The sequence below is a fragment of the Buchnera aphidicola (Diuraphis noxia) genome (assembly GCF_001700895.1).
Taxonomy (GTDB): Bacteria; Pseudomonadota; Gammaproteobacteria; order Enterobacterales; family Enterobacteriaceae; genus Buchnera; species Buchnera aphidicola_D.
Genome location: NZ_CP013259.1, coordinates 1 through 15,003 on the forward strand (window position 1 = coordinate 1; position 15,003 = coordinate 15,003).

The following is a 15,003-nucleotide window of genomic DNA, read 5'->3' on the forward strand; positions in this document are numbered from 1 at the left end:
TTATCCACAGGTTTAGTATTCACTAATAATAATAACAAATAATAATTATATTTTTTTTATTTTTAACTAAAATATAATAGACAGTATTTAGATTATATTTATTATATTTTTTTTTTATTATCAAAATATGTTATCTTAATATATTATATTAATGATTTTAAAATTATTAAATGTTTTAAAAGGTCTTTTTGCATGTTTAATTTAAAAAATTTTGATGTGATTGTAATTGGCGCAGGACATGCTGGTACTGAAGCAGCTATGGCATCAGCAAGAATAGGTTGTAAAACTTTGTTATTAACTCAAAAAATTACAGATTTAGGTGTGTTATCGTGTAATCCTGCAATTGGTGGAATAGGTAAAAGTCATTTAGTTAAGGAAATTGATGCACTAGGCGGGATAATGGCTGAAGCAATTGATCATTCTGGCATTCAATTTAGAATTTTAAATTCATCTAAAGGTCCTGCTGTGAGATCTACTAGAGCTCAAGCTGATAGACTTCTTTATCATAAAAATATAAAAAGATTGTTACAAAAACAATCTAATTTATTAATTCTAGAAGAAGAAGTAAAAGATTTAATTTTTAACAACTATACTGTTAAAGGTGTATTAACACAAAATGAAAATAATTTTTTTTCAAAATCAGTTGTATTAGCAACAGGAACTTTTTTAGGTGCTAGAATACATATAGGTTTAAATAGTTATTCTTTTGGTAGAATAGGAGACAAATCTTCTATAGATTTATCTAATCGTTTAAGAGATTTATCTTTACGAGTCAATAGGTTAAAAACTGGAACACCACCTAGAATTGATATTAATACTATTGATTTGAACGATTTATTTGTACAAAATAGTGATAATCCTATTCCAGTTTTTTCATTTATAGGTGATGTTGCAAATCATCCTAAACAAATACCTTGTTATCTTACTCATACCAATGAAAAAACACACGAAATCATACGTAATAATTTAGATAAAAGTCCTATATATCAAGGAGTTTTAAAAGGTTTAGGTCCTCGATATTGTCCTTCAATTGAGGATAAAGTTGTTCGTTTTCCCGATAAGAAATCACATCAAATTTTTTTAGAGCCTGAAGGATTATCTAGTTTAAAAATATATCCTAATGGAATTTCAACTAGTCTACCTTTAGATATTCAAAAAAAATTGTTGACTTCTATAAAAGGTTTAGAAAAATCTAAAATTATTACTCCTGGATATGCTGTTGAATATGATTTTTTTGATCCAAAAGATTTGAATTTGACTTTGGAAAGTAAGTTGATTAAAGGACTATTTTTTGCTGGTCAAATTAATGGTACAACTGGTTATGAAGAAGCAGCTTCACAAGGATTATTAGCAGGTTTAAATGCTGGATTAAATGCAATGGAAAGACAACATTGGTTTCCTAGACGTGATCAGGCTTACTTAGGTGTTTTAATAGATGATCTTACTACAAAGGGGACAGAAGAACCGTATCGAATGTTTACCTCACGAGCTGAGTATAGGTTGCTTTTGAGAGAAGACAATGCTGATTTACGACTAACAGAAATTGGTCGAAAGTTAGGTTTAGTAAATGATTTAAGATGGAGTCATTACAATGAAAAGTTGTCAAATATAAAAAGTGAAATTAATCGTTTACAAACTCTGAAAATATCTCCTATATCACCTGATTCTAATTTTTTAAGTAAATATTATCGTATTAATTTAAATCACGAAATTAGTATGATTGAATTATTAAAACGACCGGAAATTAAATATAAGGATTTACAACTTTTAGAAAAATTTAACAAAGGAATTTTTGATTTTCAAGTTATTGAACAAATAGAAAATCAAATTAAATATGAAGGTTATATTAAACGACAATTGGAAGAAATTAATAGACAAATAAAAAATGAGCATACCTTTTTGTCAGCTGATTGTGATTATAATACTATAAAAGGATTGTCTTCTGAAGTAGTAAAAAAATTGAATTATCATAAACCTATTTCTATTGGTCAAGCTTCAAGAATTTCTGGTATTACACCAGCTGCTATATCAATATTATTGATTTATTTAAAAAAAGAATCCTATAAAAATGCTTTATAGTGTCATACTGATTGTTGACTTTATTTTTTTGATAAATTTTTTAATTTATAATAATTAAAATTTGATTTTACTCAATTTAAAATACATAATAATTTCTTTAGTTAAAAAAAATAATCTTAAATAGTTTTCTTACAATTTTTTGAAATTTTAAAAAAATGAGAATATTCTATGGTTTTAGAAAAAATATCTAATCCTCAAAAATATATTAGTCATCATTTACATCATTTACAAATAGATTTACGTACTTTTAAGATCATTGAACCAGGAAATATTCCTTCTTATTGGTCTTTGAATGTTGATTCAATATTTTTTTCTCTTTTTTTGGGTGGTTTTTTTTTGATTCTTTTTTATTTAATGGGAAAAAAAATTACAACTGGTGTTCCAGGAAAGTTACAAGCATTTATTGAATTAATTTTTGAATTTATTAGTTCTAATGTTAAAAGCATGTATCAAGGTCAAAATGCTCTTATTGCACCATTGTCTCTAACAGTATTTATTTGGGTATTTTTGATGAATCTTATGGATTTAGTTCCAATTGATTTATTACCTTTTATTTCTAAAGAAGTATTTAAATTACCAGCTATGCGTATTGTACCTTCTGCAGATATTAATATTACATTATCGATGTCATTAGGTATTTTCTTTTTGATTTTATTTTATACTATCAAAATAAAAGGATTGATTGTTTTTTTTAAGGAATTAACTTTACAACCTTTTAATCATCCTGTATTTTTTGTTTTTAATTTTATATTGGAATTTGTTGCATTACTGTCTAAACCGATTTCATTAGGATTGCGACTTTTTGGAAATATGTATGCCGGAGAAATGATTTTTATTTTGATTGCAGGTTTACTTCCATGGTGGTCACAATGTTTTTTAAACGTGCCATGGGCTATTTTTCATATTTTAATAATTACATTGCAAGCATTTATTTTTATGGTATTGACTATTGTTTATTTATCAATTGCTTCTCACTCTCATGAGAATTAATGTTTGTATATTATTATTTTATTAAAAACTGGAGTTCATAATGGAACATTTAAATTCTGAAATGCTTTATATAGCAGTAGCTATAATGGTTGGATTAGCTTCAATTGGAGCAGCAATTGGTATTGGAATTTTAGGTAGTAAATTTTTAGAGGGAGCTGCTAGACAACCTGATCTAGTTCCTTTATTAAGAACACAGTTTTTTGTTGTAATGGGATTGGTTGATGCTATTCCGATGATCGCTGTAGGTTTAGGTCTCTATATGCTTTTTGCTATTTCATAATGTGTTTTTTATTTCTTTTACAGAATACACTTGTTGTTAGCTTGCCAAATAAAATTACAAAACAAAATCTTTACGTTTCCAGTTAACGTAAAGATTGTAGTTAATCTAAAAATTAATTTTCATTTTAATATATAAGGTACATTGTGTGAATCTTAATGCGACAATTTTAGGACAAGCAATTTCTTTTTTTTTATTTGTTTGGTTTTGTATGAGATACGTTTGGCCTCCTATTATGTTAGCCATTGAAACCAGACAAAAAGAGATAAAAGAATCATTAGTGCGTACGAAAAAAGCTCGCGAAAAATTATCTATCATTGAAAATGATATACAAAAAAAAATTGAAACTGCAAAAATTAAAGCTTCAGTTATTTTAAATGAAGCTAATAAACAAAAATTATTGATTTTAGAAGAAGCCAAAAATCAAGCTTTAGAAGAAAGTAAAAAAATTTTTTTAAAAGCTGAATCAGATATTGAAATAAAAATTATCAATGCACGTAAAAATTTACATAAAGAAATTACACAACTCTCTATTACTATGGCAGAAAAAATTATTAAAAAACACATTCATAAAGATAATAAAAAAAATTTTTTGAATGATTTGATTCTTTCTTTATCTCAGGTAAATACGTAATGTCAGTAGCAGATACTATCGCTCGACCTTATGCTAGAGCAATTTTTGAAATTGCAGTGTATAAAAATTCAATGCAAAAATGGAAAGAATTTTTAATATTTATTAACGACATTACTGCTGATTCTAAAATTAGAATATTATTATCTAAATCATTTTCTCCAAAATATTTATCATCAGTATTTATTGAAATTTGCGGTAATTTAGATGAAGAAAAAAAAAATTTAATAAAATTATTATGTGAAAATCAACGTTTTAATGTTATCACAAATATATTAAACAAATTCTTAAAGTTAGAAGCAGATTATAAAAATATTTTAATTGTTGAATTAATAAGTTCTTGTTCTTTAGAACAAAAACAAATATTTCAAATACAAACCGTATTAGAAAAAAGATTTTTAAAAAAAATTCAATTTTTATGTAAAGTCAATCATGATTTACTTGATGGAATTGTTCTAAAAATAAATAATACAGTTGTTGATTTATCCATTCGTAATTATATTCAACAATTATCTAACGTTTTAGATTTTTAAGAGAATTAATACATGCAATTAAATTCTACAGAAATTAGTAAATTAATTAAAGAAAGAATAGCTCAATTTGAAATATTTAATGAATCTTATAATGAGGGTACGATTATTTCTGTTAGTGATGGTATCATTAAGATTAATGGTCTTTCTGACGTTATGTTAGGTGAAATGATTGCTTTGCCTAATAATGAATATGCTATTGCATTGAATATAGAAAGAGACACGGTAGGTGCAGTTGTTATGGGACCTTACGTTCATATTTCTGAGGGTACCAAAGTACAATGTACTGGTAAAATTTTAGAAGTACCAGTAGGTCATAATCTATTAGGTAGAGTAGTTAATGCATTAGGATTGCCAATTGATGGTAAAAAAGCTATAAAGAATGATGGTTTTTTTCCAGTAGAAACAGATGCTCCTGGTGTAATTGAACGTCAGTCAATTGATCAACCAATCCAAACTGGTTACAAAGTAGTTGATTCAATGGTTCCTATAGGTAAAGGACAACGTGAATTAATTATTGGCGATAGACAAACAGGAAAAACTGCACTTGCGATAGACACTATTATTAATCAAAAAAAATCAGGTGTAAAATGTATCTATGTAGCAATTGGACAAAAACTTTCTACAGTTATTAATGTAGTAAAAAATTTAGAAGAAAACAATGCTTTATTGAATACTATTATTGTAGTAGCGTCAGCTTCAGAAGCTGCTTCTTTGCAATATTTAGCCCCTTATTCTGGTTGCGCAATGGCAGAATATTTTCGTAATCATGGGAATGATGCATTAATCGTTTACGATGATCTTTCAAAACATGCAGTAGCTTATCGTCAAATTTCTTTATTGTTACGTAGGCCACCAGGTCGAGAAGCGTTTCCAGGAGATATATTTTATCTTCATTCGCGTCTTCTAGAAAGAGCATCTCGTGTTTCTGCATCATATATACAAAAAATAACTCATGATAAAATCATTGGAAAAACTGGCTCAATTACGGCTTTACCTATTATTGAAACCCAATCAGGTGATGTTTCTGCCTTTGTCCCTACTAACGTTATTTCTATTACAGATGGACAAATATTTTTAGAATCGAATTTATTTAATTCTGGTATTCGTCCTGCTGTTAATCCTGGTATATCTGTGTCTCGTGTAGGTAGTGCAGCGCAAAGTGAAATTATTAAAAAATTTTCTTCTGGTATTCGGACTGCGCTAGCACAATATCAAGAACTTGCAGCGTTTGCACAATTTTCATCTGATTTAGATGACATAACTCGGAAACAATTAAATTATGGTCAAAAAATTACAGAATTATTAAAACAAAAACAATATTCACCAATGTCTGTATCTGAACAAAGTCTTATACTCTTTGTTGCAGCAAATAATTTTTTTGATGATATTTCTGTAGATCAGATTATGCAATTCGAAAAAGAAATATTAATTTACGCTTATAATTATTATCCTGATTTAATGAATGAAATTAATAAAGAAGGTAGTTTTACTATACTTATAGAAAAAGAATTAACAAAATTAATTACTAATTTTAAAAAAACTCAGTTTTAATTAAAAATCATGAATTAGTTTAAAAGAGAAAATAGTGGCAAGTATAAAAGAAATAAAAACTCAAATCACTAGTGTAGTTAATACAAAAAAAATAACTAAAGCAATGGAAATGGTAGCAATATCAAAAATGCGAAAAACTGAAGAAAGAATGTCTTCAGGACGACCATATTCCGAAATTATCAGAAAAGTTATTAATCATGTAGCACAGGGACATTTAGAATATAAACATAGTTATTTAGAAACTAGAAAAATAAAACGTATTGGACTGATTATAGTTTCCTCTGATAGAGGATTATGTGGTAGTTTAAACAGTAATTTATTTAGAAAAGTATTATTCAAAATTCAAAATTTTACTCAAAAAAACATTCCATGTGATTTAATTTTATTTGGATTAAAAAGTTTACCTGTTTTTAAATTATGTGAGAATAATATTCTTTCAAAAATAACTCATTTAGGAGAACATCCTAATATTTTAAAAGTAATTAATGGAATAGATGTTTTATTAAAAAAATATCAAATTAAACGTATTGATAAAATTTTTATTGCTTATAATGAATTTCATAACAAGATGTCACAATATCCGAAAATCATTCAACTTCTTCCTCTATCTCGTATAAAGTCTGAAACTATCAGTACTAAACGATGGGATTATTTATATGAATCAGAATCTAAATTGATTATAGACAGTTTATTTAAAAGATATATTGAATCTCAAGTATATCAAAGTATATTAGAAAATATTGCAAGCGAACACGCTGCTCGCATGATGGCTATGAAAACAGCAACCGAAAACAGTACTGAACGTATTAAAGAATTAAAATTGTTGTATAATAAAGTTCGTCAAGCTAACATTACTCAAGAATTAACTGAAATTATTGCCGGTGCATCAGCCGTTTCAACTGGTTAGAGGTTTAAATATATAATGGCTACTGGAAAAATTATCCAAATCATTGGTGCTGTAGTCGATGTAGAATTTAATCAAAATTCAGTACCTAAAATATACAATGCTTTAGAAGTACAAAATAAACAGCATAAACTAATTTTAGAAGTACAACAACAATTAGGTGCAGGTATCGTAAGAACTATTGCTATGGGATCCTCTGATGGTCTAAAAAGAGGTTTAATTGTTAATGATCTTGGTCATTATATAAAAGTACCAGTAGGAGAACCTACATTAGGTCGTATATTAAATGTATTAGGTGAAACAATAGATAACAAAGGATTATTAAAAAGTAAAAGGAATACTAATATTGAATACTGGGAAATTCATCGGTCTCCTCCTAATTATATAGATCAATCTAGTTCTAAAGAAATATTAGAAACTGGCATAAAGGTTATTGATTTAATTTGTCCATTTTCCAAGGGTGGTAAAGTTGGTTTATTCGGAGGTGCTGGTGTAGGTAAAACAGTGAATATGATGGAATTAATTCGTAATATCGCAACAGAACATTCGGGATATTCAGTATTTACTGGTGTTGGAGAAAGAACGCGAGAAGGAAATGATTTTTACCACGAAATGACTGATTCTAAAGTTTTAGATAAAGTATCTCTTGTTTATGGACAAATGAATGAACCACCAGGAAATCGATTGCGAGTTGCATTTACTGGTCTGACTATAGCAGAAAAATTTCGTGATGAAGGAAAAAACGTTTTATTATTTATTGATAATATATATCGATATACATTAGCAGGTACTGAAGTCTCTGCTTTATTAGGACGTATGCCTTCTGCTGTCGGTTATCAACCAACTTTAGCTGAAGAAATGGGTTTGTTACAAGAAAGAATTACTTCAACAAAATCAGGTTCTATTACGTCAGTGCAGGCGGTATATGTACCTGCCGACGACTTAACAGATCCTTCACCTGCAACAACATTTGCACATTTAGATTCTACAGTAACATTAAGTCGTCAAATAGCATCATTAGGGATTTATCCTGCAGTCGATCCTTTAAATTCAACAAGTCGTCAATTAGATCCTTTTATAGTAGGTGAAGAACATTATCGTACTGCATTAGGCGTTCAATCGATATTACAGAGATATCAAGAACTAAAAGATATTATTGCAATTTTAGGTATGGATGAACTTTCAGAAAAAGATAAATTATTGGTTTCAAGAGCACGTAAAATTCAAAGATTTTTATCACAACCTTTTTTTGTAGCTGAAGTGTTTACTAGTATTCCTGGTAAATATGTTTCATTAAAAGATAATATTCGAGCTTTTAAAGGTATTATAGAAGGCGAGTTTGATTCTTTTCCTGAACAAGCGTTTTATATGGTTGGATCTATTGAAGAAGTTATAGAAAAAGCGAAAATATTATAATATATTGGGATATATTTATGAGTTTTTATTTAGATGTAGTCAGTATTGAAAAACGAATATTTTCTGGAGAAGTAAGAAAACTACGAGTATCTGGCAGTGAAGGAGAACTAGGTATTTATCCAGGACATGCACAATTATTGAGTATCATTAAACCTGGTATGTTGTATATTTTTCATAAAGATCAAAAAGAAGAATGTATATATATATCAGGAGGTATATTAGAAGTTCAACCTTACACTGTATCTGTTTTAGCAGATATCGCAATTCGAGCAGTAGATTTAAATCGTACACATATATTAAAAGCGAAAGAAAAAGCTGAAAAAGATATGCGAAATGAAAACGTACAAATGAAAAAAAATGATATTTTATTAAAAATTGCTAAAGAAATTGCAAAATTACGTGTACTTGAAACAATGGATAAATTTAAATGAACAGAGTAATATTAAGCGGCTGGTGTCTCCCTGCCGCATATATAATAAAGGTTTATTATTTGATGAATATTTTTTTTAAATATCTATGTTTTCCACTTTTAAGGCATTATTTTGTATAAATTTTCGTCTAGGTTCTACTGCATCTCCCATAAGAGTATTAAATAGATGATTTGCAGAAAGAGCATCGTTAATTGTTACTTGTGACATATTTCTAGTTGCAGGATTCATAGTTGTATTCCATAATTGTTCTGGATTCATTTCTCCCAATCCTTTATATCTTTGTATTGATAAACCTCGTCTAGATTGTCTTATTAACCATTTTAATGTATTTTTTATATTATCTATCTCGTAGAAAATACCTGATTTTTCTATCAATATTTTATCAGAAAACAATTTTTTAAATTTTTTACCTAAATTTGTCATTAATATATATTCCTGGCTTTTTAAAAACTCTTCTGTTAAGTGATATATTATATGAGATGAATACCTAAATATATTTATACTAAGTTCAAAAATATTCTTTTCAAGATTTTCTTTAACTTTTATTGAATAATAATTATGATTATTATTTTGATTTAGTTTTTTTACTAATGTATTTTTCCATATTTTTATTGTTTTAATATCTTTTAAATCTTCTAAATAAGGATGATAAATTAATTCATTAAATATAGTTTTTGGTAACAAATATGTGTTTTTTTGTATTTTTTTTTGAAGTGAATTATATTCAGAAATAATTTTTTTAAATTTTTCACGGTGTTCATTAAGATGAATATTATTTTTCTTTAAAACAATGTCTTGTAAAGCAATTTTAATTTGATATTTATTCATATCGTCGTCATTTTTAATATATTCCTCTTTTTTTCCTTTTTTAACTTTATATAAGGGTGGTTGTGCAATATAAATATATCCTTTTTCGATTAATTCTGGTAGTTGACGATAAAAAAATGTCAAAAGTAACGTACGAATATGCGCACCATCTACGTCTGCATCAGTCATGATGATGATATAATTATATCTTAGTTTATCGATATTGTATTCGCTTGTACCAATACCACAACCTAGTGCTGTAATAAGAGAAGAAACTTCTTGTGATAAAAGCATTTTATCAAATTTTGATTTTTCTACGTTTAATATTTTCCCCTTTAATGGGAGAATTGCTTGATATTTTCGATTTCTTCCTTGTTTAGCCGATCCTCCTGCAGAATCACCTTCTACCAGATAAATTTCTGAAAGTTTAGGGTCATTTTCTTGACAATCAGATAATTTTCCTGGTAAAGTTCCTAAGTCAGATATTCCTTTTCTTTTATTTATTTCTCTAGCTCTTCGTGCAGCTTCTCGTATTTTCGTAGAATTAATGATTTTTTGAATAATAAATTTTGCATCATTTGGATTTTCTAAAAGAAATTCAATAAGATTTTCATTAATTAATGATTCTATGATTGATCTGACTTCAGAAGATACTAATTTATCTTTGGTTTGCGATGAAAATTTTGGATCAGGTATTTTTATTGATATAACTGCTGTTAATCCTTCTCTGATATCTTCTCCTGTTATAGATACTTTATTTTTTTTATTGTATCCTTCTTTTTCGATATGTAAGTTTAATGTTCGTGTCATGCCAGAACGAAAACCAGATAAATGCGTCCCTCCATCTTTTTGCGGTATATTATTAGTAAAACATAATATGTTTTCTTGATGTGAATCAGTCCATTGCATAGCGATTTCTAACTCTGTTTCTTCTTTTTTAGATTTAAAATAAAATATATGTGAATGTATTGCTATTTTTTTTTGATTTAAAAATTTGACGAATGCTTTAATACCTCCTTTATAATGATAGTGATTTTTTATATTAGTTCTGTTATCATATAAATAAATTGCAATATTAGAATTAAGAAAAGATAATTCACGTAAACGTTTAGATAATATTTCATATTGAAATATGGTTTTATTTTTAAATGTTTTATAACTTGGCCAAAATCGTATATAGGTCCCTGTGATATTGCTTTTTCCAATAATAGAAAGCGGATACTGTGGTTTTCCATTTCGATATATTTGTTGATATTTTTTTTTATTTTTATAAATGATCAGTTCTAATTTTTCTGATAATGCATTAACAACAGAGATTCCTACACCGTGTAATCCTCCTGATATTTTATATGAAGAATTATCAAATTTTCCTCCTGCGTGTAATACAGTCATAATGACTTCTGCAGCTGAAATATTTGCTTCAGGATGAATATCAGTAGGTATACCTCTTCCATCATCTTTAACAGAAACTGAATTATCTAAATAAATTGTAACGATTATTTCTTTACAATATCCTGATAATGCTTCATCAATAGAATTATCTACAATTTCAAAAACCATGTGGTGCAAACCACTCCCGTCTTCCGTATCTCCAATGTACATACCTGGTCTTTTTCGAACAGCATCTAATCCTCTTAAAATTTTAATATTAGAAGAATCATATATATCTTTCATATTTTTCCTTGTTAATTTTTTTATATGAAAATAATTGTTATCTAAAAAATATTTGATTTTCTTGTTAACAAAATATAATATTTTTAAAATTTTAGCGACGTAACAGCATAATTACATATAATAATGAGTGGTCTTCTTCTGATTCGATATGTATTGAATTATTAGATTCATTGAAAAATATAAAAATATTTTTGCTAGAAATAACATTTAAAACTTCTATGATATAGTATACATTTATAGATATTTCTATGTTTTCACCATAATAATTAATTTTAAATGAATCTTCTGCTTTTTCTTCGTGTTGATTGTTTGATAATACTTGAAATTTATTATTCGTGATATAAATTTCTACGCCACAAAAGTTTTTATCTGACAATACAGAAACACGCAATAATGATTGTTTTAATATTTTATTATTTAAAATAATAGGGTGCTGTTTTTTTCTTGATAAAATACTTTTGTAGTCAGGATATTCACCTTCAATTAGTTGAACAGTAAAAATTAATTTTTCTATATATATTTTAATATTGTTTTTACCAATTAAAACATGTATTAATTGTGGTTCTATATTTAGTAGTTTATGTAATTCGATAATGCCCTTTCTGGGGATGATTGCTGAAAAAATAACAACGTCTTTTTTTAAAGGGGTTTTTGCAATCCCTAAACGATATCCATCTGTAGCAACGGTATAAAGTGATGTTTTATTTTTTTCTAATAACATTCCATTAAGATAATATCGTACGTCTTGTTTTCCCATAGAAAAGTGAGTTTTTTCTATCATTTTTTTTAGAATGTCTGAAGATATAAAAAATTCTGAAACATGATCAAAGTTATTATGATTCGGAAAATTTTCAGCAGGTAAAGTATTTAATATATAATTGCTATTTTCTAAAGAAATATGAATTTTCTCTTTATTTAAACTTATTTTAATGTCTGATAATTCTGAAGAATTTCGACAAATATTTAATAGTTTTTGACCTGAAACTGTAATAGAACCTGGTGTGTATGTTTTTGATATTTCTATATTAGAAATTAGTTCTGTTTCTAAATTGGTTGCCGTTAAAGATATAATACCATTATTCACAGTAATCAATATGTTTTCTAAAATAGGAAGTGTGCTATTTTTAGTAATTAAACGATTTATTTTTTTTAGATGTTGGGTAAAGATTTTGTTTTTAATATTAAATTTCATATAATTACACTGATAAGGTTCTGATTAAATTTAAAAAATCTTCTTTAATATCAAGACTTTCTTCGCGCAATTGTTCAATTTTGCGACATGCATGTAGAACTGTTGTGTGATCTCTTCCACTAAAAGCATCTCCAATTTCTGGTAGACTATGATTGGTGAGTTTTTTGGCCATAGCCATAGCCATTTGTCTTGGACGAGCTACTGATCGTGAGCGTTTTTTAGATAATAAATCTGTCACTTTAATTTTATAATATTCTGCCACTGTTTTTTGAATATTATCAATCGTAATGATTTTTTCTTGCAAGGCAAGTATATCTCTAAGTGCTTCTCTAACAAAATCGACAGTAATAGTACGTCGAGTAAAATGTGCGTTAACAATAACTCTATTAAGAGCACCTTCTAGTTCACGAACATTAGAATGTAAACGTTTCGCAATAAAACAAGCTACTTCATTAGATAATATAATATTATTTTCATCAGCTTTCTTGATTAGAATGGCTATTCTAGTTTCTAGTTCTGGTGGATCTATAGAAACAGTAAGGCCCCAACCAAATCTTGATTTAAGACGATCTTCTACTCCATTAATTTCTTTAGGATATCGATCAGAAGTTAAAATAATTTGTTGATTTCCTTCTAATAAAGCATTAAATGTATGAAAAAATTCTTCTTGCGAACGTTCTTTATGAGCAAAAAATTGAATATCATCTATTAATAATGCGTCAACAGAACGATAATATAACTTAAATTTTTCAATAGTATTATTTTGTAACGCTTTAACCATATCCTGAACAAAACGTTCAGAATGCATATAAATTATTTTAATATTATTTTTATATGTTAAAATTCCATTTCCTATAGCATGTAGTAAATGAGTTTTACCTAATCCAGTACCCCCATATAAAAATAACGGATTATAAGTATTGCCAAGGTTTTGTGCTACTTGAAATGCTGCAGATCGTGCGAGTTGATTAGATTTTCCTTCTATAAAGTTTTCAAAATTATGCTTTTTGTTTAAATTAGAACGATAAGATATTTTTTTAAAAATTGGAATTTGATTCCACATTTGTGTTTTATTTAAATTATAATTAATTTGTAAAATGTTTTTTTTTATATTTTTTTCTTTAGGTTTTTTATATATTTCAAATTTTATTAGTGGAGAATTGGAACCGCAAACATCTTGCAGTATGATTTTAAAATGAATTAGATACTTATCTTTAACCCAATCTAAAACAAATTTATTTGGAGCGTATATTTTTAAGATATTGTTATTTAGTTTTGCCTTCAGCGATCGTATCCACATACTAAATTCTGTAGTAGGTAACTCATTCTGTAACCGGTCGAGGCACTGTTTCCAAAGACAAAGTGACACGGTAGACTCCAATCGAACAAAATTAATAAAAAATAAAATTTGAAAGATTTTTTATTACATTTATTTTGAATATATAATTTTATTCAAAGAATTTATATAAAATTATATTTTTTATATTAAAAGTTATACAATCTAAGATTGGTGAGTATAACGCAAAGGATGTAATATATTGTTGAGATATTTTTTGTTTATCTAAAGAAGTGATTTTTAGATGTACTATTATTGTTAAGTTGTAAAAACATATTTATCATACCAGAATAAAATATTAAAAATATTTTTTTTGGATCAGTTAATTGAGAAACTCTTGTATTTGTCAATTTTTATCATTTACTTCTATAATTAATAATGCAAATAAAGTTAATTAAGTATATATTATTTAAAAAAATGATTTTTTATTAAAAATAAATTTCATCAATCATAATTAATAATAAATTCTTAGGTGAATATTAAAATGAAACGCACTTTTCAACCATCAATATTAAAACGTAATCGTTCACATGGATTTAGAATTCGTATGGCAACAAAGAATGGTCGTTATATTTTATCACGTAGACGTGCCAAATTAAGAACACGTTTAACTGTGTCCACTAAATAGAAGAGTTAATGTGCTAACTTATTGTTTAAAAAAAAAAATAAGATTATTAAATTCTATGAATTTTCAATATGTTTTTAGTAAACCTTGTAAAAAAAATATTCAAGGTATAACTATTTTAGGACGTATTAATTTTTTATCATATCCTAGATTAGGTTTGAATATTTCTCGTAAAAATATTAAATATGCTCATGATAGAAATTTAATTAAGCGACTAATTAGAGAAACTTTTCGTTTATTACAACATCAATTAAGTTCAATGGATTTTATAGTTATAACAAAAAAAAATATACTGTTATTAAGTAATACACAAAAAATAAATCTTTTAAATACTTTATGGTTAAACTATCATCGATAATTTTTAAAAATTTTTTGAGTTATTCCAATATTAATAAATTTAAATTTTTTTAAACAGCTTAATTGTCTATTTTATTCTAAAAAAGTAGTATTTTAATACTATCAAAAATATTATTTAAATAAGTGTATTTTTTTATTGTAATAGTCTTTAAATGCAGATAAATATAATTTTTTACCTTTAAATATTAAAGATAAAAGTG

Annotated in this window: 14 protein-coding genes; 11 read left to right on the forward strand and 3 right to left on the reverse strand. The window is 26.6% G+C overall.

What is annotated here, in order from left to right:
* Window positions 1-192: 192 nt before the first annotated feature.
* From mnmG to ATN01_RS00045, 9 genes are all read left to right on the forward strand, one after another.
* A complete protein-coding gene (gene mnmG, locus ATN01_RS00005; protein ID WP_075433076.1) occupies window positions 193-2,079 on the forward strand; it encodes a tRNA uridine-5-carboxymethylaminomethyl(34) synthesis enzyme MnmG in 1,887 nt (628 codons plus the stop codon).
* A 168-nt stretch (window positions 2,080-2,247) separates the two neighbouring features.
* Window positions 2,248-3,069, forward strand: a complete 822-nt coding sequence (gene atpB / locus ATN01_RS00010) for a F0F1 ATP synthase subunit A (RefSeq protein ID WP_075433077.1) — start codon at window positions 2,248-2,250, stop codon at window positions 3,067-3,069.
* A gap of 40 nt (window positions 3,070-3,109) precedes the next feature.
* A complete protein-coding gene (gene atpE, locus ATN01_RS00015) occupies window positions 3,110-3,349 on the forward strand; it encodes a F0F1 ATP synthase subunit C (RefSeq protein WP_075433078.1) in 240 nt (79 codons plus the stop codon).
* Between the two features lie 145 nt (window positions 3,350-3,494).
* Window positions 3,495-3,980 (forward strand): F0F1 ATP synthase subunit B, encoded by a 486-nt coding sequence (locus tag ATN01_RS00020; RefSeq protein WP_075433079.1) that lies wholly within the window; start codon window positions 3,495-3,497, stop codon window positions 3,978-3,980.
* Window positions 3,980-4,510, forward strand: a complete 531-nt coding sequence (locus ATN01_RS00025; RefSeq protein ID WP_075433080.1) for a F0F1 ATP synthase subunit delta — start codon at window positions 3,980-3,982, stop codon at window positions 4,508-4,510. The genes ATN01_RS00020 and ATN01_RS00025 overlap by 1 nt, the downstream gene beginning before the upstream one ends.
* A gap of 12 nt (window positions 4,511-4,522) precedes the next feature.
* The gene (gene atpA / locus ATN01_RS00030; protein ID WP_075433081.1) at window positions 4,523-6,061 is read left to right on the forward strand and encodes a F0F1 ATP synthase subunit alpha; all 1,539 of its coding nucleotides are present in this window, start codon (window positions 4,523-4,525) and stop codon (window positions 6,059-6,061) included.
* Between the two features lie 34 nt (window positions 6,062-6,095).
* Window positions 6,096-6,968 carry a F0F1 ATP synthase subunit gamma gene (gene atpG / locus ATN01_RS00035; protein ID WP_075433082.1) on the forward strand — a complete coding sequence of 291 codons (873 nt, stop codon included), beginning with the start codon at window positions 6,096-6,098 and terminating at the stop codon, window positions 6,966-6,968.
* Between the two features lie 15 nt (window positions 6,969-6,983).
* Window positions 6,984-8,381 (forward strand): F0F1 ATP synthase subunit beta, encoded by a 1,398-nt coding sequence (gene atpD / locus ATN01_RS00040; protein WP_075433083.1) that lies wholly within the window; start codon window positions 6,984-6,986, stop codon window positions 8,379-8,381.
* Window positions 8,382-8,398: 17 nt separating this feature from the next.
* Window positions 8,399-8,812 carry a F0F1 ATP synthase subunit epsilon gene (locus ATN01_RS00045; protein ID WP_082248316.1) on the forward strand — a complete coding sequence of 138 codons (414 nt, stop codon included), beginning with the start codon at window positions 8,399-8,401 and terminating at the stop codon, window positions 8,810-8,812.
* Window positions 8,813-8,887: 75 nt separating this feature from the next.
* Here the strand turns inward: ATN01_RS00045 and gyrB are convergent, their stop codons facing one another.
* From gyrB to dnaA, 3 genes are all read right to left on the reverse strand, one after another.
* A complete protein-coding gene (gene gyrB, locus ATN01_RS00050) occupies window positions 8,888-11,293 on the reverse strand; it encodes a DNA topoisomerase (ATP-hydrolyzing) subunit B (RefSeq protein WP_075433085.1) in 2,406 nt (801 codons plus the stop codon).
* A gap of 91 nt (window positions 11,294-11,384) precedes the next feature.
* Window positions 11,385-12,485, reverse strand: coding sequence for a DNA polymerase III subunit beta (gene dnaN / locus ATN01_RS00055; protein ID WP_075433086.1), 1,101 nt, complete (start codon window positions 12,483-12,485; stop codon window positions 11,385-11,387).
* Between the two features lie 4 nt (window positions 12,486-12,489).
* Window positions 12,490-13,854, reverse strand: a complete 1,365-nt coding sequence (gene dnaA / locus ATN01_RS00060; protein ID WP_075433087.1) for a chromosomal replication initiator protein DnaA — start codon at window positions 13,852-13,854, stop codon at window positions 12,490-12,492.
* A 451-nt stretch (window positions 13,855-14,305) separates the two neighbouring features.
* Between dnaA and rpmH the strand changes: the two genes are divergently transcribed.
* Both rpmH and rnpA read left to right on the forward strand, forming a co-directional pair.
* Window positions 14,306-14,449: a 50S ribosomal protein L34 gene (rpmH, locus tag ATN01_RS00065; protein ID WP_075433088.1), complete on the forward strand. Its 144-nt coding sequence runs from the start codon at window positions 14,306-14,308 to the stop codon at window positions 14,447-14,449.
* Window positions 14,450-14,459: 10 nt separating this feature from the next.
* The gene (gene rnpA / locus ATN01_RS00070) at window positions 14,460-14,804 is read left to right on the forward strand and encodes a ribonuclease P protein component (RefSeq protein WP_075433089.1); all 345 of its coding nucleotides are present in this window, start codon (window positions 14,460-14,462) and stop codon (window positions 14,802-14,804) included.
* The last annotated feature ends 199 nt before the right edge of the window (window positions 14,805-15,003 follow it).